The organism is Pseudomonas sp. YL2, assembly GCF_023063025.1.
Lineage (GTDB): Bacteria > Pseudomonadota > Gammaproteobacteria > Pseudomonadales > Pseudomonadaceae > Aquipseudomonas > Aquipseudomonas putida_A.
This window is the reverse complement of sequence record NZ_JAJSLU010000007.1, coordinates 208,675-232,999: the sequence shown is the minus strand read 5'-3', so window position 1 is coordinate 232,999 and position 24,325 is coordinate 208,675. Positions and strand designations below refer to the sequence as shown.

16 protein-coding genes are annotated in these 24,325 nt (G+C 61.4%); 7 read left to right on the top strand and 9 right to left on the bottom strand.

Translation table 11 applies throughout. The features are described 5' to 3' along the window. Positions 1-12 precede the first annotated feature (12 nt). Entirely contained in the window at positions 13-588 is a 576-nt protein-coding gene (locus LVD08_RS13245) for an ANTAR domain-containing response regulator (RefSeq protein WP_027613283.1), read from the bottom strand. Positions 589-603: 15 nt separating this feature from the next. Continuing rightward, entirely contained in the window at positions 604-1,815 is a 1,212-nt protein-coding gene (locus LVD08_RS13240; RefSeq protein ID WP_247268358.1) for a CmpA/NrtA family ABC transporter substrate-binding protein, read from the bottom strand. A gap of 223 nt (positions 1,816-2,038) precedes the next feature. Here LVD08_RS13240 and LVD08_RS13235 point away from each other — a divergent pair, with 223 nt between their 5' ends. Beyond that, positions 2,039-3,058 carry a quinone-dependent dihydroorotate dehydrogenase gene (locus LVD08_RS13235; RefSeq protein WP_064586767.1) on the top strand — a complete coding sequence of 340 codons (1,020 nt, stop codon included), beginning with the start codon at positions 2,039-2,041 and terminating at the stop codon, positions 3,056-3,058. A gap of 240 nt (positions 3,059-3,298) precedes the next feature. On the opposite strand, the gene rmf is transcribed toward LVD08_RS13235, so the two are convergent. Next, positions 3,299-3,514: a ribosome modulation factor gene (gene rmf / locus LVD08_RS13230; RefSeq protein WP_003223300.1), complete on the bottom strand. Its 216-nt coding sequence runs from the start codon at positions 3,512-3,514 to the stop codon at positions 3,299-3,301. Between the two features lie 532 nt (positions 3,515-4,046). Between rmf and rlmKL the strand changes: the two genes are divergently transcribed. Both rlmKL and LVD08_RS13220 read left to right on the top strand, forming a co-directional pair. Continuing rightward, positions 4,047-6,317, top strand: coding sequence for a bifunctional 23S rRNA (guanine(2069)-N(7))-methyltransferase RlmK/23S rRNA (guanine(2445)-N(2))-methyltransferase RlmL (rlmKL, locus tag LVD08_RS13225; protein ID WP_247268357.1), 2,271 nt, complete (start codon positions 4,047-4,049; stop codon positions 6,315-6,317). Positions 6,318-6,465: 148 nt separating this feature from the next. Continuing rightward, a complete protein-coding gene (locus tag LVD08_RS13220; protein ID WP_247268356.1) occupies positions 6,466-8,853 on the top strand; it encodes a sensor domain-containing diguanylate cyclase in 2,388 nt (795 codons plus the stop codon). A 125-nt stretch (positions 8,854-8,978) separates the two neighbouring features. Here LVD08_RS13220 and dacB read toward each other — a convergent pair whose 3' ends face one another. Continuing rightward, the gene (dacB, locus tag LVD08_RS13215) at positions 8,979-10,439 is read right to left on the bottom strand and encodes a D-alanyl-D-alanine carboxypeptidase/D-alanyl-D-alanine endopeptidase (RefSeq protein WP_115990326.1); all 1,461 of its coding nucleotides are present in this window, start codon (positions 10,437-10,439) and stop codon (positions 8,979-8,981) included. Between the two features lie 235 nt (positions 10,440-10,674). Here dacB and LVD08_RS13210 point away from each other — a divergent pair, with 235 nt between their 5' ends. Then, a complete protein-coding gene (locus LVD08_RS13210) occupies positions 10,675-11,019 on the top strand; it encodes a YggL family protein (protein ID WP_003223308.1) in 345 nt (114 codons plus the stop codon). 37 nt (positions 11,020-11,056) lie between these two features. Here LVD08_RS13210 and LVD08_RS13205 read toward each other — a convergent pair whose 3' ends face one another. Continuing rightward, on the bottom strand, positions 11,057-12,253 hold the full coding sequence (locus LVD08_RS13205) for a benzoate/H(+) symporter BenE family transporter (protein WP_097087620.1): 1,197 nt from the start codon (positions 12,251-12,253) through the stop codon (positions 11,057-11,059). A gap of 358 nt (positions 12,254-12,611) precedes the next feature. Between LVD08_RS13205 and LVD08_RS13200 the strand changes: the two genes are divergently transcribed. After that, positions 12,612-13,376: a GntR family transcriptional regulator gene (locus LVD08_RS13200; protein ID WP_083366480.1), complete on the top strand. Its 765-nt coding sequence runs from the start codon at positions 12,612-12,614 to the stop codon at positions 13,374-13,376. A gap of 157 nt (positions 13,377-13,533) precedes the next feature. Here the strand turns inward: LVD08_RS13200 and guaD are convergent, their stop codons facing one another. From guaD to xdhA, 4 genes are all read right to left on the bottom strand, one after another. Then, positions 13,534-14,838, bottom strand: coding sequence for a guanine deaminase (gene guaD, locus LVD08_RS13195; RefSeq protein ID WP_247268355.1), 1,305 nt, complete (start codon positions 14,836-14,838; stop codon positions 13,534-13,536). A 13-nt stretch (positions 14,839-14,851) separates the two neighbouring features. After that, complete coding sequence (gene xdhC, locus LVD08_RS13190; protein ID WP_097087624.1) at positions 14,852-15,709, bottom strand: xanthine dehydrogenase accessory protein XdhC; 858 nt, start codon at positions 15,707-15,709, stop codon at positions 14,852-14,854. Positions 15,710-15,828: 119 nt separating this feature from the next. Next, a complete protein-coding gene (gene xdhB / locus LVD08_RS13185) occupies positions 15,829-18,228 on the bottom strand; it encodes a xanthine dehydrogenase molybdopterin binding subunit (protein WP_247268354.1) in 2,400 nt (799 codons plus the stop codon). After that, the gene (gene xdhA / locus LVD08_RS13180; protein ID WP_247268353.1) at positions 18,221-19,675 is read right to left on the bottom strand and encodes a xanthine dehydrogenase small subunit; all 1,455 of its coding nucleotides are present in this window, start codon (positions 19,673-19,675) and stop codon (positions 18,221-18,223) included. Before xdhA ends, xdhB begins: the two co-directional genes overlap by 8 nt. Positions 19,676-19,942: 267 nt before the next feature. Here xdhA and LVD08_RS13175 point away from each other — a divergent pair, with 267 nt between their 5' ends. Both LVD08_RS13175 and smc read left to right on the top strand, forming a co-directional pair. After that, entirely contained in the window at positions 19,943-20,602 is a 660-nt protein-coding gene (locus LVD08_RS13175; protein WP_007961062.1) for a GntR family transcriptional regulator, read from the top strand. Between the two features lie 2 nt (positions 20,603-20,604). Then, positions 20,605-24,093, top strand: a complete 3,489-nt coding sequence (gene smc, locus LVD08_RS13170) for a chromosome segregation protein SMC (RefSeq protein ID WP_247268352.1) — start codon at positions 20,605-20,607, stop codon at positions 24,091-24,093. The last annotated feature ends 232 nt before the right edge of the window (positions 24,094-24,325 follow it).

Here is a 24,325-nt window from a genome sequence, read left to right as displayed (position 1 = left end):
CAGCGCAGGCCTTCAGCCCAGCAACTCACTCATGGCAATGATCTGCTCCGCCACCTGAATCAGCTTCTGCTGGCGACTCATGGCCTGTCGGCGCATCAGGGTGTAGGCCTCTTCTTCATTGCAGTCCTTCATCTTCATCAGCAGCCCTTTGGCCAGTTCGATGCGTTTGCGCTCCGCCAGTTGCTGATCGCGGGCCAGCAGTTGCGCGCGCAAGGCCTGATCGCTTTCGAAGCGCGCCATGGCCACATCGAGAATCGGCTGCAGGCGCTGGGCGTGAATGCCCTCGACGATGTAGGCACTGACCCCGGACTTGATCGCCTGACGCATCACCCCCGGGTCATGTTCGTCGGTGAACATCACGATCGGCCGGGGCTGGTCGCGGCTGACCAGCACGACTTGCTCCATGACATCGCGGCTCGGTGACTCGGTATCGATCAGAATCACGTCCGGGCGCACTGTTTCGACGCGTGCCGGCAGGTCGATGGTCAGGCCGGACTCATCGATGACCTCGAAACCGGCCTCGGTCAGCGCGGCCTTCAGGCGCCCGACTTTTTTCGCGGTGTCGTTGATCAGCAGAATGCGCAGCATGTTGGCGGTCTCCTGTCAGCGGCGGGCGAGAAGGGCAGTGCTGTCGCTCAGGGCGTGCAGCTTGAAACTGCGGGCGTAACCAGCCGGATCGCTGCCGTCCCAGACTTTGCCATCAAGCAACTGGCTGCTGCGCATCTCCTTGCCCCACGCGGCGACCCCGACGGCGGTGGCTGCTTCGCGGTAAATGTCCAGTTGCTGAACCTGGCGGGCCACCGCGAGGTAGTCGGGATCCTCGCGTAACAGGCCCCAACGGCGGAATTGGGTCATGAACCACATGCCGTCGGACAGGTACGGCAGATTCACCTCGCCGTTGCCGTGAAAGCGCAAGGCGTGCGGGTCCTGCCAGCGATTGCCGAGGCCATCGGCGTAATCACCGAGAAAACGCGGTTCGATGCAGGACAGCGGGGCGTCGAGGTATTCCGGGGCGCTCAGCAGCTGCGCGGTGCTGCGGCGGTTTTCCGGGTTTTGCTCGATGAAGCGGCTGGCCTCGAGGATCGCCATCACCAGCGCCCGTGCGGTGTTAGGGTATTGCTCGACGAATGCGCGGGTGCAGCCAAGGACTTTTTCCGGGTGGTCAGGCCAGATGCTCTGGCTGGTAGCGAGGGTGAACCCCAGATCCTGTTGCACGGCGCTGGCCGCCCACGGTTCACCGACGCAGAAGCCATCGATGCGCCCGGCTTGCAGGTGAGCGACCATTTGCGGCGGCGGTACCACTACGCTGTCGACGTCCTGCAACGGATGAATGCCCTGACTCGCCAGCCAGTAATACAGCCACATCGCATGGGTGCCGGTGGGAAAGGTCTGGGCGAAGGTCAGTTTTGCGCGGGTTTGGTGCGCCTGCCGATCGAGTGCTTCAGGACTGGTCACGCCCAGTTGCTGCAAACCGTGGGACAGGTTGAGGCTCTGGCCGTTCTGGTTCAGCCCCATCAGCACCGCCATGTCGCTCGGCGCCACGCCACCGATACCCAGATGCACCGCGTAAATCAGCCCATACAGGCTGTGGGCCATATCCAGTTCGCCGCTGACCAGTTTGTCGCGCAAGGTCGCCCAGGACGCCTGGCGCTTGAGGTTGATCGTCAGGCCGTAGGGCTGGGCGAAGCCCTGTGTCGCGGCCACGACCACCGAAGCGCAATCGCTCAGGGCCATGAAGCCGAGGTTGATCACGCTTTTTTCCGGAGCATCACTGCCGTTGACCCAGGCCAGCGGCCCGACGGATGAATCACTCATATAAAGCCACCCTCAAAAAAAACGCCGTCCCAGGCTTTGCTAAGGCAAAACCTCCGAACGACGCCATTGTCCGTACCCGCACGCCGCCATTGGCCTGTGGGCTGATACCCCTGAAAGTGCAAGGCATATGCCAGTCAGGCTGATTTACCTGTGTGCCTCGCGCCGGGGGACGTTGCCCGGCTATAATCGCCGCCTCTTTTCGCCGCCCGAGTCATCGCCGCCCATGTACACCCTGGCCCGTCAGCTGTTGTTCAAACTTTCCCCGGAAACCTCCCACGATCTGTCGCTGGATCTGATCGGCGCGGGTGGGCGTTTGGGCCTCAACGGCATGCTGTGCAAGAAGCCGGCGAATGTGCCGGTGACGGTCATGGGCCTGGACTTCCCGAACCCGGTGGGTCTGGCGGCCGGTCTGGACAAGAATGGCGCGGCCATCGACGGTTTCTCGCAACTGGGTTTCGGTTTCGTCGAAATCGGCACCGTGACCCCGCGTCCGCAGCCGGGCAACCCGAAACCACGGATCTTCCGTCTGCCGGAAGCCGAGGCGATCATCAATCGCATGGGCTTCAACAACCTCGGTGTGGATAACCTGCTGGCGCGGGTCGCGGCGGCCAAATACAAGGGCGTGCTGGGGATCAACATCGGCAAGAACTTCGACACTCCGGTCGAGCGCGCGGTGGACGACTATCTGATTTGCCTGGACAAGGTGTATGCCCACGCCAGCTATGTCACGGTCAACGTCAGCTCGCCGAACACCCCGGGCCTGCGCAGTCTGCAGTTCGGTGATTCGCTCAAGCAGTTGCTGGCGGATCTGGCCACGCGCCGCGCCGAACTGGCCCTGCGCCACGGCAAACATGTGCCGCTGGCGATCAAGATCGCCCCGGACATGACTGACGAAGAGACCGCGCAGGTCGCGCAGGCATTGATCGAAACCGGGATGGACGCGGTGATCGCCACCAACACCACCCTGAGTCGCGTTGGCGTCGAAGGCATGGAGCACGGTGACGAGGCCGGTGGTCTGTCCGGCGCCCCGGTGCGTGACAAGAGCACGCATACCGTGAAGGTGTTGGCGGCGGAGCTGGGTGGTCGGTTGCCGATCATCGCGGCCGGTGGCATCACCGAAGGCAAGCATGCGGCCGAGAAGATCACGGCGGGTGCGAGCCTGGTGCAGATTTACTCGGGCTTCATCTATAAGGGCCCGGCGCTGATTCGTGAATCGGTAGACGCGATCGCCGCCTTGCGCTGATCCCATTGTGGGAGCGGGCTTGCTCGCGAAAGCGCTATTTCAGTCAACATTTGCGGTGGCTGACACGACGCTTTCGCGAGCAAGCCCGCTCCCACAGGTTATGTGTGCAGTTCAAATGATTTGCGGGCATAAAAAAGGGCTCCTCGAAGGAGCCCCTGGGCCGTAGCCCGCCGTCCGGGAAGGACGTGCATGGTAAGTCGCTAGAAATTCAGATTGTCGTGTTGCAATAAGTGCCCTGTGTCAGCCGACGGCGTGAAGTTCGTTGAGTCTGTGGATTCCCGCAGTGCCGGTCATACCGTCCCAGTTGTCGCCGCGTCCTTCTCGCCAGCCGTTGATCCAGGCTTGGCGTACCGACGGTAGAGTAAATGGGCAAAGCTCGCGGGATTTGCCACCAACGCCATATTGATATCCGCGCAAAAATGCTCTTTCCAACGGATCACGCTTAAGTCTTCTCATAGGGTGTTTCCCTCACTTGTTGACTGTTTTCGTCGCGTTGACCTCAACCGAGGTCTGGCAGAAAAAACTCTGCCGTTGGGCGGCTCGCTGCCGGCGTGGCGAGCCAAGGTGTTGACGCCGTTGCGACGTCAACCTGTGGTCAGTTCTAACCAATGAGTCACACCGAGGGAATGATCGTTTTGTCATAAGGACGTAACGAAAATAGTGCTACAGCCATAAGTAACGACGGGTTTCATGAACGTTTTTTCAGCAAACCCCGGTATGATCGGCCCCGCACTGGATGATGGGGTTAATCCTTTAGTGAGAATGACCAACGTTTACGCTGGGGTAATATTCGACGAAGGGTTGCTTTGAGTCATTTTGTTTCATCAACTTTAATACCTGTCCTTGCATCTAAGCTCTTTTAACCCGAGCAGCGGGGATGGAACGGCACACCTTCGTGCCACGCGGGCGCTCTTTTAGAAAAGCGCCTGATTGAAAACCGGATCGGCAATGCGTTGCCGGTTCACTAGCCAAAGGCTCTGGAAATACCATGTCCGACCGTTTCGAACTCTTCCTCACTTGCCCCAAAGGCCTTGAAGGCCTGCTCATCGAGGAAGCCGTCGGGCTTGGCCTTGAAGACGCCCGCGAGCACACCTCCGCCGTGCGTGGCATGGCGACCATGGAAACCGCTTATCGCCTGTGCCTGTGGTCGCGTCTGGCCAACCGGGTGTTGCTGGTGCTCAAGCGCTTCCCGATGAAAGACGCTGAAGACCTGTACCACGGCGTGCTTGACGTCGAGTGGCAGGATCACATGCTCGCCGACGGCACTCTGGCCGTCGAATTCAGCGGCCACGGCTCGGGCATCGACAACACCCACTTCGGTGCGCTGAAAGTCAAAGACGCCATCGTCGACAAACTGCGTACCCCGCAAGGAGACCGTCCGTCGATCGACAAGCTCAACCCGGATCTGCGCATTCACCTGCGCCTGGATCGCGGCGAAGCGATCCTGTCCCTCGACCTTTCCGGCCACAGCCTGCATCAGCGCGGTTACCGCCTGCAGCAGGGCGCGGCGCCGCTGAAGGAAAACCTCGCGGCAGCGATCCTGATCCGTTCCGGCTGGCCGCGCATTGCGGCCGAAGGCGGCGCGCTGGCTGACCCGATGTGCGGTGTCGGTACGTTCCTCGTCGAAGCCGGGATGATCGCCGCCGACATGGCGCCGAACCTGCGCCGCGAGCAGTGGGGCTTTACCGCCTGGCTCGGCCACGTTCCGGCGCTGTGGAAAAAACTCCATGAAGAAGCGGTCGAACGCGCCGCTGCCGGTCTGGCCAAGCCGCCGCTGTGGATTCGCGGTTACGAAGCCGACCCGCGCCTGATTCAGCCGGGCCGCAATAACGTCGAACGCGCTGGTCTGAGCGAGTGGATCAAGATCTATCAGGGCGAAGTCGCGACCTTCGAGCCGCGTCCGGACCAGAACCAGAAAGGTCTGGTGATCTGCAACCCGCCGTACGGCGAGCGTCTGGGTGACGAAGCCAGCCTGCTCTATCTCTACCAGAACCTCGGCGAGCGCCTGCGGCAGGCCTGCCTGAACTGGGAAGCGGCGGTATTCACCGGCGCCCCGGATCTGGGCAAGCGCATGGGCATTCGCAGCCACAAACAGTATTCGTTCTGGAACGGCGCGCTGCCGTGCAAACTGCTGCTGATCAAGATGCTGCCGGACCAGTTCGTCACCGGCGAGCGGCGGACTCCGGAACAGCGTCAGGCCGAGCGCGAGCAAGCAGCCTACGATCAGACCCCGAACGAGCCGCAAGAGCGCAAGTTCAACAAGAACGGCAACCCGATCAAACCGACGCCAGCCCCGGCGCCAGTGGTCGAGCAGCCGCGCCTGAGCGAAGGCGGGCAGATGTTTGCCAACCGCCTGCAGAAAAACCTCAAGGCGATGAGCAAGTGGGTCAAGCGCGAAGGCATCGACTGCTACCGCGTCTACGATGCCGACATGCCGGAATACGCCATGGCCATCGACCTGTACCACGACTGGGTGCACGTGCAGGAATACGCCGCGCCGAAGTCGATCGATCCGGAAAAGGCCTCGGCGCGCATGTTCGATGCCCTGGCGGCGATCCCGCAGGCGCTGAACGTCGACAAGAGCCGCGTGGTGGTCAAACGCCGCGAGCGTCAGAGCGGCACCAAGCAATACGAGCGTCAGGCGGCGCAAGGCAAGTTCAATGAGGTCAGCGAAGGTGGCGTCAAGCTGCTGGTGAACCTCACCGACTACCTCGACACCGGGCTGTTCCTCGATCACCGGCCAATGCGCATGCGCATTCAGAAAGAGGCGGCCGGCAAGCGCTTCCTCAATCTGTTCTGCTACACCGCGACCGCCAGTGTGCACGCGGCCAAGGGCGGCGCGCGCAGCACCACCAGCGTCGACCTGTCGAAGACTTACCTCGACTGGGCGCGGCGCAACCTGTCGCTGAACGGCTTCTCCGACAAGAACCGTCTGGAGCAGGGCGACGTGATGGCCTGGCTGGAAAGCAGCCGCGACGAGTACGACCTGATCTTCATCGACCCGCCGACCTTCTCCAACTCCAAGCGCATGGAAGGTATCTTCGACGTGCAGCGTGATCAGGTGCAGTTGATCGACCTGGCCATGGCACGTCTGGCCCCGGGGGGCGTGCTGTATTTCTCCAACAACTTCCGCAAGTTCCAGTTGGAGGAGAACCTGGCCGAGCGTTACGCGGTCGAGGAAATCAGCGCGCAGACCATCGATCCGGATTTTGCGCGTAACACCAAGATCCACCGCGCCTGGAAAATCACGGCTCGTTGACGCTTGGGCGGGTTGGATCCACAGAGCCTTGATTTTTAAAGGCTCTTGGATCCGATCAGCGCTAGCCAAATTAATGGCTAATAGCTATAACTCAACTCATGGCCAATGGGGTTTTCCCCCCGAAACAATGGCGTCGTGAGTTGCCCCTATGTCGTTGCACCCCGTGCGCCCAAAGATTCTGGGTTTTATCAGCGAAGACGTCTCGGCCTGGCTGGTCGCGCTGCTGGTATTGCTCGCCGGCGGGATTCTCACGGGGCTGCTCGCCTGGGCCACCCTCAATCAGTTTCACCATCAACTGCGCCAACGCTTCCAACTGCTGGCCAATGAGCGTTACAGCCGCATCGAAGAACGTTTCCAGGATCAGGAACAGCGTCTCGACGGCCTGCGCCGTTTCTTCGCCAACTCCGATTCGGTCTCACGCAGCGAATTCGACGGCTATGCCAAACCGCTTCTATTACGCACCCAGGCCTATTCCTATGCGCCGCGGGTCAGCCGTGCCGAACGCCCGGCGGTCGAACAGGCCGTGCGTAACGAAGGCTTCAGCACTTTTACCTTTCGTGAACTGAACGCTGACGATCAGTTGCAGACCGCCGCTGATCGCCCCGAATACGTACCGGTGATCTACACCCAGAGCCTCAGCCGCTTGCCCACACCGCTGGGTTACGACTTGCTGGCGCAGCCGCTGCGCCGGGCGACGCTGGAACGCGCCGACCGCACCGGGCACATGGTGGTGTCGCAGCCATTGCATCTGGTGGGGATTGATCCGGCGTATGCCCGGGGCGTCTTGCTGCTGGCGCCGGTCACCCGTGAAGGGGCGCCGAAAGGGCCGCCGCAAGGCTATGTGATGGCGGTGATCAGCATGCAGCAGTTGCTGGCCGACGGACTGCCGGAGGAGCACCAGGATTTCCTCAATGTACGCATTCTCGACCTGTCCACCGATGAACAGCATGAAGTGCTCTACGAGTCCGCCAACCAGGCCGGGGCCAGTGATCTGTCCGCCACACGTCTGTTGCGCATGGCCGACCATGACTATCAAGTGGACATGCAGCCCAGCGAAGCCTTTCTGCAGGCCAACCATTCGTCGATCAGCAGCCTGGTGGTGCTGGGGGCGCTGCTGAGTCTGTTGCTCAGCGCACTGCTTTACGTGCTGGTCAGTCAACGCCAGCGCGCCTTGCGCATGGTCGAGCTGCGCACGCAGGAACTGCACGCCCGCGAGCAGGAATTGCGCGGCACCCACGGTCAGTTGCGCGGGGTACTGAATGCCGCGACCCAGGTGGCAATCATCGCCACCGACCTGCGCGGGGTGATCAATACCTTCAACCCTGGTGCGGAACAGATGCTTGGTTACAGCAGCGCCGATGTGGTCGGGCACATGACCCTGGAAAACCTGCATCTGCCGCGAGAACTGGCCGCGCGTTCGGCGGAGTTGAGTGCGCGTTACGGCAAGAGCATTCCGACCTGCCACGCGATGTTGGTCGAGGGTGGCGAGGTCGGCGGTCATGAGGCGCGCGAATGGACGCTGGTGCGCAGCGACGGCAGTCATCTGCCGGTGAACATGCTCGCCACCCCGGTGCTCGATGAGCAGGGTTTGTGGGTCGGGCATCTGGCGATCTGCATCGACATCACCGAGCGCAAGCGCGTGCACGAAGCGCTGGCGGCGCGGGATGTATTGCTGAAAAAACTCAGCGCCCATGTGCCCGGCGGCATCTACCAATTCAAGATGGAGTTCGACGGGCGCTTCAGCGTGATCTACGCCAGCGACGGCATCCGCGAGATCTACGAGCTGGAGCCGGACGTGCTGCTGCTCAATGCCGAGGCGATTTTCACCCGCATCCATCCACAAGACGTCTCGCGAGTGCGCAGCTCGATCCGTGCTTCGGCAGACAGCCTCAGCCCATGGCGCGAGGAGTACCGTGTGCAGTTGCCCGAGCGTGGCCTGCGCTGGGTGCGCGGCGAGGCGACGCCGGAAGAGCTGCCGGGCGGCGGCGTGCTGTGGCACGGCTACATCTCGGACATTTCCGACTTGAAACGGGTGGAGGAGGAACTGCGGGCGCTGTCGGTCACCGACTCGCTGACCGGCATCCATAACCGCCGCTACTTCCAGGAACGCCTGACCACCGAAATGGCCCGGGTCGAGCGCGGCGGCGGTGAGCTGTCGGTGATCATGCTCGACATCGACCACTTCAAACGCATCAACGACCAGTACGGCCATGCCGTGGGCGACCGGGTGCTGCAGGCGGTGTGCGAGCGCATCGGCCATCGTTTACGGCGGACTGATGTGTTCTGTCGTCTCGGTGGTGAAGAGTTCATGGTGCTGTGCCCGGACATCGACGGCGAGCATGCGTACATGCTGGCGGTGGAGTTGTGGCAAGGCCTGCGCAGTGCGCCGGTGGATGTGGTCGGGGTGGTGACGGCCAGTTTCGGCATCGCCAGCTGGCGCCCGGGGGAGGGCGCGGATGCGCTGCTGCTGCGGGCGGATTCGGGGGTGTATGCGGCGAAGCAGGGCGGGCGCGATCGGGTCGAGCAGATGAGCTGAGCCTTGGCACGATCTACCTGTGGGAGCGGGCTTGCTCGCGAAAGCGGTGTGTCATCCAGCAAAAATACTGACTGATCTGACGCCTTCGCGAGCAAGCCCGCTCCCACATGAGAGCGGCTGTGTTTTTACAGGGCTGAAGCCGTCTGCGGCAGGCGCGGCTGCTTGTACAGGTCCAGCAGCACCTGATCCAGCACCGACGACGCGCCGAACGGCGCCTTGTCGTTGAGGATCGCCACCACCGCCCAGGTATTGCCGTTGACGTCGCGGCTGAAGCCGGCGATGGCGCGCACGGTGTTCAGGGTGCCGGTCTTGACGTGGGCCTCGCCGCGCATCGCGGTGGTCTTCAGGCGTTTGCGCATGGTGCCGTCGGTGCCGGCAATCGGCAGCGAGCTGATGTACTCGGCAGCGTATGGGCTGTGCCAGGCGGCTTGCAGCATGTTGGCCATCTCGCGGGCGCTGACGCGTTCGGCGCGCGACAGCCCGGAGCCGTTCTCCATCACCAGGTGCGGCGCGGTGATGCCTTTCTTCGCCAGCCACTGGCGGACTACGCGTTGTGCGGCCTTGGCGTCGTCACCGTCGGCTTCGTTGCGGTACTTCTGCCCGAGGCTCAGGAACAGCTGCTGAGCCATGGTGTTGTTACTGTATTTGTTGATGTCGCGGATGATTTCCGCCAGATCCGGCGAGTAGGCGCGAGCCAGCAGTTTGGCGCTGCTCGGGGTCGCGGCGAGGCGATCCTTGCCCTGGATGCTGCCGCCCAGTTCTTTCCAGATCGCGCGCACGGCACCGGCGGTGTAGGTCGCATGGTCGAGCAGCGACAGGTAAGTCTGCGAGCTGCAGCCTTCGCCCAGCTGACCGGCGACAGTCACGGTCACACTGCCATCAGGCTGGGTTACCGGGTTGTAGCGCACGCCACCGGTGCACTGCTTGGAGTTGAGCGCCTTGACCGTGTTTTCGATGCGCACGCTGGCAATCGGCGGCTCCACCGAGATCAGCACCCGGCCCCCGTCGTTACGCGCGACGAAGCGCAGGGCCTTGAGGTTGACCAGCAGCGAGTCCGGTTTGACCAGGAACGGCTTGTTCTCGTCGTTGCCGTCGTCGTTGAATTCCGGCAGTTGCGGCTGGATGAAGAAGCCGCGGTCGAGGATCAGATCGCCGGTGACCTGGGTCACGCCATTGGCGCGCAGGTCGCGCATCAGCAGCCAGAGTTTTTCCATGTTCAGCTTCGGATCGCCGCCACCCTTGAGGTACAGGTTGCCGTTGAGAATGCCGCCACTGAGGTCGCCGTCGGTGTAGAACTCGGTTTTCCACTGATGGTTGGGGCCGAGCATTTCCAGCGAGGCGTAGGTGGTGACCAGTTTCATGGTCGAAGCCGGGTTGACCGAGACGTCGGCGTTATACACGGTCGGATTGCCCGGGCCGTCGAGCGGAATCATCACCAGCGACAGCGCAGTCGGCTGCAGCTTGCTGGCCTTGAGGGCTTTTTCGACGTTAGGGGTGAGGGCGGTGTTGATGGTGGCAGCGGCAACCGGCAGGGCCAGGGGCAGAAGAAGGCCGGCAAGAAACAGAGGACGCAACGATTTGATCATATGAAATAAAACCCTGCAGAAGAGGGGAAAAATAACGAGGGCATGGATGAAAAAGCCCTCAGTGGTCATGAAAGTGTCGGCATTATGCCCCAAGGTGTAACAGCTTGTGCCTTGCCCGGGGCGGCCATTTCGTTATTTTTTTTACAGGCGGTCGGCCACCGTACCCAGAGAGTCGGGCAATTGACCGCTTAAACTGGTAAAGTGCCGGCCGTTATTACTTAAGAGGATTGTTCCAATGGCGACTAACCGTTCCCAGCGTCTGCGCAAAAAACTGTGCGTTGATGAATTCCAAGAGCTGGGTTTCGAACTGAACCTGGACTTCAAAGAAGACTTGTCCGAAGAAGCCATTGACGCTTTCCTCGAAGCATTCATCAAAGAAGCCATGGAAGCCAACGGTCTGGGTTATGTTGGCGGCGATGACTTCGGTCTGGTTTGCCTGCAGAAGCGTGGCTCGGTCAACGAAGAGCAGCGCGCTGCCGTTGAAGCCTGGCTGAAAAACCGTAGCGAACTGACCGGCATGACTGTCAGCCCGCTGCTGGACGTCTGGTATCCGGAAAAGCCGATCAACGCGGCCAAGTGATACTGAAAAAAACGGCGACCTGAGGGTCGCCGTTTTTTTATGCCTGGGCTTTACGCCAATTCAAAATCAGTAACGTCAAAACCCCCGCGACAATCCCCCAGAACGCCGACCCAATGGAAAACAGCGTCAGCCCCGACGCCGTGACCATAAAGGTAATCAACGCCGCCTCACGCTCTTTCACCTCGGTCATTGCAATGCTCAGGCCATTGATGATCGAACCGAACAGCGCCAGCGCGGCAATCGACAGCACCAGTTCTTTTGGCAACGCGGCAAACAGCGCCGCCAACGTAGCGCCGAATACGCCGGCAATCCCGTAAAAAATCCCGCACCAGACGGCGGCGGTGTAGCGTTTGTTGCGATCTTCATGGGCGTGCGGCCCGGTACAGATCGCCGCGCTGATCGCCGCGAGGTTGATGCCGTGGGAGCCGAATGGCGCCAGCAACAGCGAGGCGATGCCGGTGCTGGTGATCAGTGGCGAGGCGGGCACGTTGTAGCCGTCGGCGCGCAGTACGGCGATGCCGGGCATGTTCTGCGAAGTCATCGCCACCACGAACAACGGAATGCCGATGCTGATGGTTGCGGCCAGCGAGAAGTGCGGCGTGGTCCAGACTGGCGTCGCCAGTTCCAGATGGAAACCGCTGAAATCCAGCAGCCCCATGAAACCTGACAGCGCAGTGCCGATCAGTAGCGCAGCCAGTACCGCGTAACGCGGTGACAGGCGTTTGACCAGCAGATAAGTGAAGAACATCCCCAGCACCAGCCCCGTGCGATGTTGCGCGGCGACGAAGATTTCGCTGCCGATCTTGAACAGAATCCCCGCCAGCAACGCTGCCGCCAGCGACGCCGGGATCTTCTTCACCAAGCGTTCGAAGCTGCCGGTCAGCCCGCAAATCGTCACCAGCACCGCGCAGGTGATGTAGGCGCCAATGGCCTCGCCGTAGCTGACGCCACCGAGGCTGGTGATCAACAACGCCGCGCCGGGCGTCGACCAGGCGATGGTGATTGGCGTGCGATAGCGCAGCGACAGGCCGATCGAGCACACCGCCATGCCAATCGAGATCGCCCAGATCCACGAGGAAATCTGCCCGCTGCTCAAACCCGCCGCTTGCCCGGCCTGGAACATCAACACCAGCGAACTGGTGTAGCCGGTCATCATCGCGATAAAACCGGCGACGATCGCCGAAGGCGAAGTATCGGCGAGGGGGCGTAGGCGGGTGTAGGTGGCGTCGTTCATGACGGCGGTGTTCCTTATACAGATGAAGATGTCCGCAGTTACCTTAACCCCTGTGGGAGCGGGCTTGCTCGCGAAAGCGCTGGGCCAGTAAAAGCAGATGTGGTCTGACACACCGCTTTCGCGAGCAAGCCCGCTCCCACAGGAGAGTTGTGTTCTGGCTGCGGATTCTGCGATCAAGCCTAAACTCAATCGTAACGGATCGTTGCAATACAGCCGTGGTCACAAACAGCCGTACAGTCGTGTTGCCACCATTCATTGTGTACAATCGCGTTGTTTTTTACGCGATACTTGCCAGCGACCTACTGTGCCGTATTACAGTCACGGTCTATTCGCCGCAGTTCTCCCGACTCGAGTGCCCATGAACGAACAGTTGCAACCCCTCAAGAAACAACCGCGAGCAGGCAAAGCCGGCCGCAGCGGAACCCAGGACGATATTGTCTACGCGCATATCTTCGAGGCCATCCTCGAACAGCGTCTGGCGCCCGGTACAAAATTGAGCGAAGAAGCGCTGGGGGAAATCTTCGGGGTCAGCCGCACCATCATTCGCCGCGCGCTGTCGCGTCTGGCCCATGAAGGCGTGGTGCTGTTGCGGCCGAATCGTGGCGCCGTTGTCGCCAGCCCGAGCGTTGAAGAAGCGCGTCAGGTGTTCATGGCCCGCCGTCTGGTGGAGCGCGCGATCACCGAACTGGCCGTGCAGCACGCCACCGCCGAGCAGATCGCCGAACTGCGTCAGATGGTCAACGACGAGCGCGACAGTTTCTCCCGTGGCGATCGCGGCGCCGGTATCCGTCTGTCGGGCGAATTCCATCTGAAACTGGCCGAAGCGGCGAAGAACGCGCCACTGATCAGCTTCCAGCGCAGTCTGGTCTCGCAGACCTCGCTGATCATCGCCCAGTACGAAAGCGGCAACCGCTCGCATTGCTCCTACGACGAGCACACCCAATTGATCGACGCCATCGAAGCACGCAACGGTGAGCTGGCGGTGGACCTGATGATGCATCACATGGATCACATCGACAGCAAGCTCAACCTCGATGAGGAAAGTGCGTCGGATGATCTGCATGCGGTGTTCTCGCATTTGCTGCAGACCAAGAAGCCTGGGCGTCCAAGCGCCAAGCTCTGAGCTGACACCGAGTCGACCCCATCGCGAGCAGGCTCACTCCTGCATTTGAAATGCGTTCACTTGTAGGAGTGAGCCTGCTCGCGATAGCTTTTTGACAGGCAACAAAAAATCCCCCGGGGCTAACACCACCGGGGGATTTTTTATGCCTCGGAAAAACTCAGCGCTGATGCACCAGCGCACCCGCCGCATACGTCTGCTGCACCGTGCGGTCATCCCCGAGCGTCATCAGCACAAACAACGTTTCGGCAATGTTGTTAGCCTGTTTCAGGCGATAGCTGAGCAGCGGCGTGGCGTTGTAATCCAGCACTAGGAAGTCGGCGTCTGAACCCGGCTGCAGGTTGCCGATCTTGTCTTCCAGGCGCAGTGCCCGCGCACCGCCCAGCGTCGCCAGGTACAGCGACTTGAACGGACTCAGCCGCGCACCCTGCAGTTGCATGACTTTGTAGGCTTCGTTCAGCGTTTGCAGCAGCGAGAAACTGGTGCCGCCGCCGACGTCAGTGCCGAGACCGACGTTGAGCTTGTGCTTCTCGGCCATCGGCAGATTGAACAAACCACTGCCGAGGAAGAAGTTCGAGGTCGGGCAGAACGAGATCGCCGAGCCGGTTTCCGCCAGTCGCGCACATTCGTCGTCGCACAGGTGCACGCCGTGGGCGAACACCGAGCGTTCGCCGAGCAGCTTGTAGTGATCGTAAACGTCGAGGTAACCCTTGCGCTCCGGGAACAGTTCCTTGACCCACTCGATTTCCTTGAGGTTTTCGCTGATGTGGGTCTGCATGTACAGATCCGGGTATTCGGTCAACAGTTGGCCGGCGAGGGTCAGTTGCTCCGGGGTGCTGGTAGGAGCGAAACGCGGGGTGACCGCGTAGTGCAGGCGGCCCTTGCCATGCCAGCGTTCGATCAGCGCCTTGCTCTCGACGTAGCTGGATTCGGCGGTGTCGGTCAGATAGTCCGGCGCGTTGCGGTCCATCATCACCTTGCCGGCGATCATCCGCAGGTCGAGCTTCTCGGCGGCTTCGAAGAACGAATTCACCGATTGCGGGTGCACACTGCCGAACACCAGCGCGGTGGTGGTGCCGTTGCGCAGCAGCTCCTTGATAAAGATATCGGCCACGTCGTCGGCGTGGGCCTTGTCACCGAACTGGCTTTCGCACGGGAAGGTGTAGGTGTTGAGCCAGTCCAGCAGTTGCTCGCCGTAGGCCCCGACCATGCCGGTTTGCGGCAGGTGGATGTGGGTGTCGATGAAGCCCGGGGTGATCAGCGCGTTCTGATAGTGGGTGATCTCGATGTCCGCCGGCAGGGTCGGCAGCAATTCACTGGCGTGGCCGAGGGCGCTGATCTTGCCGCCATCGACCACCAGCAGGCCGTCCTCGAAATATTCGTAGGAGGCTTCGATCCCGACTTCGGCGGGGTCGGCGATGCTGTGCAGGATGGCGGCGCGGTAGGCTTTGCGAGTCAGAGGCATGAGGGTTCTCTAATCAGTTTGAGGCTTTGAGTTTGGCGGCCTGACTGCGCCGCGAAACCGGCAGCAGTCTGGCAATCGGTTCGGCGCTGGCGCTGTGCTGGCCGAAATTGGCGTTATAGGTGGCGATGATTTCGCCGGCGATGGAGATGGCGATTTCCACAGGCAGTTTGCCTTTGACGTCGCCAATGCCCATCGGGCAGCGCATGCGTTGCACGACGCCGCTGTCGAAGCCGCGATCACGCAGGCGATGTTCGAACTTGGCCCGTTTGGTCTTGGAGCCGATCAGGCCGAAGTAGGCAAAGTCGTTGCGCTTGAGGATCGCGGCAGTGAGTTCCAGGTCGAGTTGATGGTTGTGGGTCATGACGATGCAGTAGCTGCCGGCGGGCAGGTCGTCAATTTCATCCACAGGCTCTTCGGCGACGATTTTACGCACGCCATGGGGGATCTGTTCGGGGAATTCCTCTTCCCGCGAATCGATCCAGCGCACCCGGCACGGCAGGCTGGCGAGCAACGGCACCAACGCGCGGCCGACATGCCCGGCGCCGAACACCGCGATCTGCGCCTGCACCTGGCCCATCGGTTCGAACAGCAGCACGGTGGCGCCGCCGCAGCACTGGCCGAGGCTGGCACCCAGGCTGAAGCGCTCCAGATGGGTGTCCTGCTTGCCGCTGGCGAGCATCTCGCGGGCGATCTGCATGGCTTTGTATTCCAGATGCCCGCCACCGATGGTGTCGAAGGTCTGTCTTGCGCTGACGACCATTTTCGAGCCGGCATTGCGCGGGGTCGAGCCGAGTTCTTCAATGATCGTCACCAGAACACAGGGTTCGCCCTGGTTCTGCAGGTCGGCGAGGGCGTCGATCCAGTTGTACATAGTTCACCCCTACAACATCGTTGTCTGTTCGGGCCTCATCGCGAGCAGGCTCACTCCTACATTTGGAATGCGTTCCCCTGTAGGAGTGAGCCCTGCTCGCGATAGCCGCGCCTCGGTCTTTAGAGCGGAGCCAGCTCGGTTTCAGCTTCGACCGCTTTTACAGTCTTGAGCTGGCGCATCTGCTCACAGCCCCACAACACCCGCTCCGGGGTCGCCGGCGCATCGATCTGCGGCTGATGCTTATAGTCACCGAGGCTCGCCACCGCGTCCTTGATCGCGCACCACGCGGCAATCCCGAGCATGAACGGCGGCTCACCCACAGCCTTGGAATGGAACACCGTGTCTTCCGGGTTCTTGCGGTTCTCCACCAGCTTCACCCGCAGGTCCAGCGGGATGTCCGCCACGGCCGGGATCTTGTAGCTGGCCGGGCCGTTGGTCATCAGCTTGCCCTTGTTGTTCCAGACCAGCTCCTCCATGGTCAGCCAGCCCATGCCTTGGACGAAACCGCCCTCGACCTGACCGATGTCGATCGCCGGGTTCAGCGAGGCGCCGACGTCGTGGAGGATGTCGGTACGGAGCATCTTGTACTCGCCGGTCAGGGTGTCGACGATCACTTCGCAGCACGCCGCGCCGAAGGCGAAGTAGTAGAACGGCCGACCCCGGGCCTGGCTGCGGTCGTAGTAGATTTTCGGGGTCTTGTAGAACCCGGTGCTCGACAGCGAGACCTGATTGAAATACGCCAGTTGAATCAGCGCCTCGAAGGTCATGATGTGGTCACGCACGCGCACATGGCCGTTGTGGAATTCCACGTCTTCTTCGCTGACCTTGTAGTGCCGCGCGGCGAATTCCACCAGACGCTGCTTGATGATCTCGGCGGCGTTCTGCGCAGCCTTGCCGTTGAGGTCAGCGCCGCTGGAGGCCGCAGTCGGCGAGGTGTTCGGCACTTTGTCGGTGTTGGTCGCGGTGATCTGCACCCGATCCATTTCCACCTGGAACACTTCGGCCACCACCTGCGCGACTTTGGTGTTGAGGCCCTGGCCCATTTCCGTGCCGCCGTGGTTCAGGTGGATGCTGCCGTCGGTGTAGACGTGGATCAGCGCGCCGGCCTGATTGAGGAAACTGGCGGTGAAGGAAATGCCGAACTTCACCGGGGTCAGCGCCAGGCCTTTTTTCAGGATCGGGCTGTTGGCGTTGTAGCGGCGGATCGCTTCGCGGCGCTCGGCGTACTGGCTGCTTTCTTCCAGTTCGGCAGTCATCTCTTCGAGCATGTTGTGCTCGACGGTCTGGTAGTAGTGAGTGACGTTGCGCTCGGTCTTGCCATAGTAGTTGGCCTTGCGCACGGCCAATGGATCGAGGTTGAGGTGGCGGGCAATCGCGTCCATCACTTCTTCGATGGCGACCATCCCTTGCGGGCCGCCGAAACCCCGGTAGGCGGTGTTCGACGCGGTGTTGGTCTTGCAGCGGTGACCATTGATGGTCGCGTCCCCAAGGTAGTACGAGTTGTCCGAGTGAAACATCGCCCGGTCAACGATCGACGCCGACAGGTCCGGTGAGCAGCCGCAGTTGCCGGCCAGGTCCATGTTGATCCCGTGCAGACGTCCGCTGCTGTCGAAGCCGACGTCGTACTCGACATAGAACGGGTGGCGCTTGCCGGTCATCAGCATGTCTTCGACCCGTGGCAGGCGCATCTTGGTCGGCTGACCGGTGAGGTGCGCGATCACCGCGCACAGGCACGCCGGACTGGCAGCCTGGGTTTCCTTGCCGCCGAAACCACCGCCCATGCGGCGCATGTCGACGACGATCTTGTTCATCGACACGTCGAGCACTTCGGCCACCAGCTTCTGCACTTCGGTGGGGTTCTGCGTCGAGCAGTAGACGATCATGCCGCCGTCTTCGGTGGGCATTACCGAGGAGATCTGGGTTTCCAGATAAAAGTGTTCCTGGCCGCCGATGTGCAGCGTGCCTTGAATGCGGTGTTCAGCCGTCGCCAGCGCCGAGGCCGAATCGCCACGCTGGTGGGTGTGGCTGTCGAGCACGAAGTGGCGTTTGCGCAAGGCTTCGACCACGTCCAGCACCGGCTCGAGATCTTCGTATTCGATGATCGCCGCCATCGCCGCTTTGCGTGCGGTTTCCAGGTCTTTCGCCGCCACGGCCAGTACCGGTTGCCCGACGAACTGCACGTCATCAATCGCCAGCAGCGGATCGCCCGGCAGCAACGGGCCGATGTCTTTCAGGCCCGGCACGTCTTCGTGGGTGATCGCAATGCGCACGCCTTCGAAGGCGTAGCAGGGCTTGGTGTCGATGCTGATGATTTTCGCGTGGGCGCGGTCCGACAGCCGTGCGTAAACGTGCAGTTGATTGGGAAATTCCAGACGATCATCGATGTACTGCGCTTCACCGGACACATGCTTGGCGGCGCTGTCGTGCTTGACGCTGCGGCCGACGCCGGTGGTCAGGTCCTTGGCGAACAGTTCCGCCAGTTCGGCTTGAGTCTTCTCTACGGCGTGATGGTTAGACATAAGCGGTCACCCGAGTCTCGATGTGCGGTGTTTGCAGTTCGATGAAGTATTTGCGCAGCAGGTTCTGTGCGCTGAGCAGGCGATATTCCTTGCTGGCGCGGAAGTCCGAGAGCGGCGTGAAGTCTTCGGCCAGCGCAGCGCAGGCGCGTTCGATCACGGCGTTGTTGAACGGCTGGCCGAGCAGCACGGCTTCGCAGTGGGCGGCGCGTTTCGGAATCGCGGCCATGCCGCCGAACGCCATGCGCGCATCGCTGATCACGCCGTTTTCCACGCGCAGATTGAATGCGGCGCAGACGGCGGAGATGTCATCGTCCAGACGCTTGGAAACCTTGTAGGCGCGGAAACGCTGTTCGGCGGTGGCGCGCGGGACGACGATTTTTTCGATGAATTCGCTTTCCTGACGGGCGGTGACCTTGTAGTCGATGAAGTAATCTTCCAGGTTCAGCGTGCGCCGGGTTTCGCCTTTGCACAGCACCACCTGCGCGCCGAGGGCGATCAGCAGCGGTGGCGAGTCACCGATCGGCGAGGCGTTGCCGATGTTGCCGCCGAGGGTGCCCTGGTTGCGGATCTGCAGCGAGGCGAAGCGGTGCAGCAGTTCGCCGAAGTCCGGGTATTCGGCGGTCAGCGCTTCGTAGCAGTCGGAGAGGGCGGTGGCGGCGCCGATTTCGATGCGGTCGTCGAAGGTTTCGATGCGCTTCATTTCGGCGACGTTGCCGACGTAGATCATCACCGGCAGGGTGCGATGGAACTGGGTGACTTCCAGCGCCAGATCGGTGCCGCCGGCCAGCAGCCGCGCTTGTGGGTAAGCGTCATACAGATCGGCCAGATCGGCGACGGTCAGCGGCACCAGGCAGCGCTTGTCGCCGCTGTTGAGTTCGCCGATATCGGTCGGGGCAATGGCTTTGAGGCGGGCGATGGTCTCCGCTTCGCGGGCATCAAACTGATCCGGTTGCTTGCCACAGCAGGTTTGTTCGGCGGCGGCGAGGATCGGCCGGTAGCCGGTGCAGCGGCAGAGGTTGCCGGCCAGCGCTTCGTGCGCCTTGGCCTGATCCGGTGCATCGCTGTTCTTCTGCAGGGCGAACAGCGACATGACGAAGCCGGGGGTGCAGAAGCCGCACTGCGAGCCGTGGCACTCGACCATGGCTTGCTGCACGCTGTGCAGTTCGCCCTGGTGCTTGAGGTCTTCGACGCTGATCAGTTGTTTGCCGTGCAGCGACGACACAAAGGTCAGGCATGAGTTGAGGCTGCGATAGCGAATGTGTTCGCGGCCGGCGTCATCCGTTTGCAACTCGCCGACCACCACGGTGCAGGCGCCACAGTCGCCGCTGGCGCAGCCTTCTTTGGTGCCGGATTTGCCCACGTGTTCGCGCAGGTAATTGAGCACGGTCAGATTCGGGTCCAGGGCGTGCTCGCTACGGAGTTCCTGGTTAAGTAAAAACTGGATCACGGAAGGCCTCGCAGACTCATTATTGTTGTTAACCGACTTGAGCCGAATTTAGCAGGTCTGACTTTTCGGTCAATGGTTTTCTGACTTAAAGGTCAGGAAAAGCGGTTTTGTCGATTAACGCGTGCTCTATTGAGTATTGACCCTGAGCGGATTCACTGCCTTTTTGCTTGAATCGTGCCAAAAAGCGCCGTGCGGGCACTCCGCCATGCACCTGCATTTGCGCTACACTGCGCCGCTTGTGCAGATCGAAGAGTTTGAAGGACAACCATGACGTTCAAGGCGCCGGACAGCCTCGCCGAGCAAATCGCTCACCACCTCGCCGAACGCATCATTCGCGGCGAAATGAAGCCGGGAGAGCGCATTCAGGAACAGAAGGTCACGCTGGCCCTCAATGTCAGCCGCGGATCGGTCCGCGAAGCCCTGCTGATCCTCGAACGCCGTCACCTGATCGCGATCCTGCCGCGACGTGGCGCCCATGTCACCGAACTCACCGCGCACAAGGTGCAGAGCCTGTGCACGCTGATGAGCGAGCTGTACATCCTGCTCGGCAATGCAGTCGCCAATGGCTGGCAGACTCAGGCCGACATGGCGCCGTTCGTGCAAATTCAGCAGCGTCTGACCGCCAGCTACGAGCGTCAGGACATCCGCACCTTCGTCGACGACAGCTTCGCCGTGATGCGCGCCGCGTACCCGTTCGCCAACAATCCGTACCTGCAAGAGACCGTCGAGAACCTGCAGCCGGCCATGAGCCGCGCCTACTTCCTCGCCCTCGAACAGCGCAAGGCCGAAATGAGCGAGTTCCTCGAACTGTTCGAGCGCCTGCTGGCCGCTGTGCTCGCCCGTGATTTGCCGCAGATCCGCATCGTGCTGACGGCTTACGCCCAGCGCAGCTGCGATCTGGTGGTCTCCGCCCTGACGGTTGCCTGAGCGTGCGGCTGAAGTGCATCAAACTGGCGGGGTTCAAGTCCTTCGTCGACCCGACCACGGTGAACTTCCCCAGTAACATGGCGGCGGTCGTCGGGCCGAACGGTTGCGGCAAGTCGAACATCATCGACGCCGTACGCTGGGTGATGGGCGAGAGTTCGGCGAAGAACCTGCGTGGCGAGTCGATGACCGACGTCATCTTCAACGGCTCGACCAGCCGTAAACCGGTGAGCCAGGCGAGCATTGAACTGGTGTTCGACAACTCCGACGGCACGCTGGTCGGCGAGTATGCGGCTTATGCCGAGATCTCCATTCGCCGCAAAGTCACCCGCGACAGCCAGAACAGCTATTTCCTCAACGGCGCCAAATGCCGCCGTCGCGACATCACCGACATCTTCCTCGGCACCGGCCTCGGCCCGCGCAGCTACTCGATCATCGAGCAGGGGATGATCTCCAAGCTGATCGAAGCCAAACCGGAAGACCTGCGCAACTTCATCGAAGAAGCGGCGGGGATCTCCAAGTACAAGGAGCGCCGGCGCGAGACCGAAAACCGCATCCGCCGCACCCACGAAAACCTTGCGCGTCTGACCGACCTGCGTGAAGAGCTTGAGCGTCAGCTCGAGCGCTTGCACCGTCAGGCCGAGTCCGCGAAGAAGTATCAGGAATACAAATCCGAAGAGCGCCAGCTCAAGGCGCAACTGTCGGCCCTGCGCTGGCAGGATCTGAACGATCAGGTCGGCCAGCGCGAGTCGATCATCGGCACCCAGGAAGTCAGTTTCGAAGCGCTGGTCGCCGAGCAGCGCAATGCCGATGCGGCTATCGAGCGGCTGCGCGACGGGCACCACGAACTGTCCGAGCGCTTCAATCTGGTGCAGGGACGCTTCTATTCGGTCGGCGGCGACATTGCCCGGGTCGAGCAGAGCATCCAGCACGGCCAGCAGCGCTTGCGCCAGTTGCAGGACGATCTGAAAGAAGCCGAGCGCGCGCGTCTGGAAACCGAATCGCACCTGGGCCACGACCGCACGCTGCTGCTGACCCTCGGCGAAGAGCTGGACATGCTCATTCCCGAGCAGGAAGTCACCAGCGCCGCCGCCGAAGAAGCCGCCGCTGCGCTGGAAGATTCCGAAAGCGTCATGCACGGCTGGCAGGAGCAGTGGGACACTTTCAACCTGACCGCTGCCGAACCCCGGCGCCAGGCCGAAGTGCAGCAGTCGCGGATCCAGCAGCTGGAAACCAGCATGGAGCGTCTGGCTGATCGGCAGAAGCGTCTGGCCGAGGAGCGCGATCTGCTTTCCGCCGACCCGGAAGACGCGGCGATCATGGCGCTCAACGAGCAACTCGCCGAATCCGAAGCGACCCTCGAAGATTTGCAGACCAGCGAAGAAGCGCAGGTCGAAAAACTGGAACAACTGCGTCAGGAATTGCAGCAGGCACTGACCGCGCAGCAGCAGGCGCAGGGCGATTTGCAGCGCCTCAACGGGCGACTGGCGTCGCTGGAAGCCTTGCAGCAAGCCGCGCTCGACCCGGGCACCGGCACTGCCGAATGGCTGCGCGAACAGAATCTCGCCGAGCGCCCGCGTCTGGCCGAAGGGCTGAAGGTCGAGGCTGGTTGGGAGCTGGCGGTGGAAACCGTGCTCGGCGCCGACCTGCAAGCGGTACTGGTGGATGACTTCAGCGGCTTCGATCTGTCCGGGTTCACCCAAGGTGATCTGCGCCTGCTCAGCCCCGCCAGCGATGGTGTGCGGGTAGCGGGCAGCCTGCTGGATAAAGTCGAGGCGCAGATCGATCTGTCGCCGTGGCTCGGCCAGGTCAAACCGGTCGACAGCCTTGAGCAGGCCTTGGCCTTGCGCAGCCAGTTGAGTGCCGGGCAGAGCCTGATCAGTCGCGACGGTTACTGGGTCGGTCGGCACTTCCTGCGGGTGCGTCGCGCCAGTGAAGCGGAGAGCGGCATGCTCGCCCGTGGCCAGGAAATCGAGACGCTGCAGGTCGAACGCGAAGAGCGCGAAGCCACGGTCGAAGCCATGGAAACCCGTCTGCAAACCCTGCGGGCGCAACAGCGGCAGCAGGAAAACGGTCGTGAGCATTTGCGCCGTTTGCTGCAGGACGAAGCCCGCTCCCAAGGTGAATTGAAAGCCCAGTTGTCCGCCGGTAAAGCCAAGGCTGAACAGCTGACGCTGCGCCGCACCCGACTCGATGAGGAGCTGATCGAACTCGGCGAGCAACGCGAACTGGAACACGAACAGATCGGCGAAGCGCGCATGCAATTGCAGGAAGCGCTCGATGCCATGGCGCTGGACACCGAGCAGCGCGAGTTGCTGCTGGCTCAGCGTGACAGCCTGCGCGAACGCCTTGATCGCGTGCGCCAGGAAGCCCGTCAGCACAAGGATCACGCCCATCAACTGGCGGTGCGTCTCGGCTCGTTGCGCGCGCAGCACGATTCCACGCGCCAGGCGTTGGAACGTCTGGAGATGCAGGCCGAGCGCCTGACCGAAAAACGCGAACAGTTGAGTCTGAATCTGGAGGAGGGCGAGGCACCGCTGGAAGAGCTGCGCCTGAAACTCGAAGAGCTGCTCGACAAACGCATGACCGTCGACGAAGAACTGAAGACTGCGCAGATTGCGCTGGAAGACGCCGACCGCGAACTGCGCGAGGCGGAAAAGCGCCGGACCCAGGCCGAGCAGCAATCGCAACTGATCCGTGGCCAGCTCGAACAGCAGCGCATGGAATGGCAAGCGCTGACCGTGCGGCGTAAGGCGTTGCAGGATCAATTGCTCGAAGACGGCTACGATCTCAATGGCGTGCTCGCGACGTTGACCCCCGAGGCCAGTGAACGCGCCGCCGAAGAAGAACTCGAACGGATCAATGCGCGGATTCAGCGCCTGGGTGCGATCAACCTCGCGGCCATCGACGAATACACGCAACAATCCGAGCGTAAACGTTATCTGGATGCGCAGGACGCCGATCTGGTCGAAGCATTGGAGACCCTGGAAAACGTCATTCGCAAGATCGACAAGGAAACCCGTAACCGCTTCAAAGATACCTTTGATCAGATCAATGGCGGATTACAGGCGCTTTTCCCGAAAGTTTTCGGTGGTGGCAGCGCGTATTTGGAACTGACGGGCGAAGATCTACTCGATACAGGGGTGACGATCATGGCGCGGCCGCCAGGAAAGAAGAACAGCACCATCCATTTGCTCTCTGGCGGGGAAAAAGCCCTGACCGCACTGGCACTGGTTTTTGCGATCTTCAAATTGAATCCGGCGCCGTTCTGCATGCTCGATGAAGTTGACGCGCCACTGGATGACGCTAACGTTGGACGCTACGCACGATTGGTTAAAGAGATGTCGCAGACCGTGCAGTTCATCTATATCACCCACAACAAGATCGCCATGGAAATGGCTGATCAACTGATGGGCGTGACGATGCACGAGCCGGGTTGTTCGCGATTGGTTGCAGTGGATGTCGAGGAGGCGATGGCGATGGTGGACGCCTGAGTCAGCGTGGTGTCGGAAGGGTATGAGTAGTCTGTAGGACTTTTTTACCGACTTCGACTTGCTGGCCAATCGACATATTCGCGCAAGCCAATGTGACAGACGGTGTAAAGTTGTCTTTGGTCGTGCTAGTTTAATGTCAATTTTTCGTATACGTGGGCAAAACGCCTGTCAGAACATAGAGTTGGCGCCACGTTTTAAAGCGGTTTGCACAATGTAAACCCCTTATTTTTCA

Excerpts from the sequence above, each read along its gene's own strand:
- LVD08_RS13235 (WP_064586767.1), top strand. The coding sequence starts at position 2,039 with ATGTACACCCTGGCCCGTCAGCTGTTGTTCAAACTTTCCCCGGAAACC.
- LVD08_RS13175 (WP_007961062.1), top strand. The coding sequence starts at position 19,943 with ATGACGTTCAAGGCGCCGGACAGCCTCGCCGAGCAAATCGCTCACCAC.
- LVD08_RS13205 (WP_097087620.1), bottom strand. The coding sequence starts at position 12,253 with ATGAACGACGCCACCTACACCCGCCTACGCCCCCTCGCCGATACTTCG.
- dacB (WP_115990326.1), bottom strand. The coding sequence starts at position 10,439 with ATGATCAAATCGTTGCGTCCTCTGTTTCTTGCCGGCCTTCTTCTGCCC.
- xdhC (WP_097087624.1), bottom strand. The coding sequence starts at position 15,709 with ATGTACAACTGGATCGACGCCCTCGCCGACCTGCAGAACCAGGGCGAA.
- guaD (WP_247268355.1), bottom strand. The coding sequence starts at position 14,838 with ATGCCTCTGACTCGCAAAGCCTACCGCGCCGCCATCCTGCACAGCATC.
- LVD08_RS13240 (WP_247268358.1), bottom strand. The coding sequence starts at position 1,815 with ATGAGTGATTCATCCGTCGGGCCGCTGGCCTGGGTCAACGGCAGTGAT.
- LVD08_RS13210 (WP_003223308.1), top strand. The coding sequence starts at position 10,675 with ATGGCGACTAACCGTTCCCAGCGTCTGCGCAAAAAACTGTGCGTTGAT.
- rmf (WP_003223300.1), bottom strand. The coding sequence starts at position 3,514 with ATGAGAAGACTTAAGCGTGATCCGTTGGAAAGAGCATTTTTGCGCGGA.
- LVD08_RS13220 (WP_247268356.1), top strand. The coding sequence starts at position 6,466 with ATGTCGTTGCACCCCGTGCGCCCAAAGATTCTGGGTTTTATCAGCGAA.
- rlmKL (WP_247268357.1), top strand. The coding sequence starts at position 4,047 with ATGTCCGACCGTTTCGAACTCTTCCTCACTTGCCCCAAAGGCCTTGAA.
- xdhB (WP_247268354.1), bottom strand. The coding sequence starts at position 18,228 with ATGTCTAACCATCACGCCGTAGAGAAGACTCAAGCCGAACTGGCGGAA.
- LVD08_RS13245 (WP_027613283.1), bottom strand. The coding sequence starts at position 588 with ATGCTGCGCATTCTGCTGATCAACGACACCGCGAAAAAAGTCGGGCGC.
- LVD08_RS13200 (WP_083366480.1), top strand. The coding sequence starts at position 12,612 with ATGAACGAACAGTTGCAACCCCTCAAGAAACAACCGCGAGCAGGCAAA.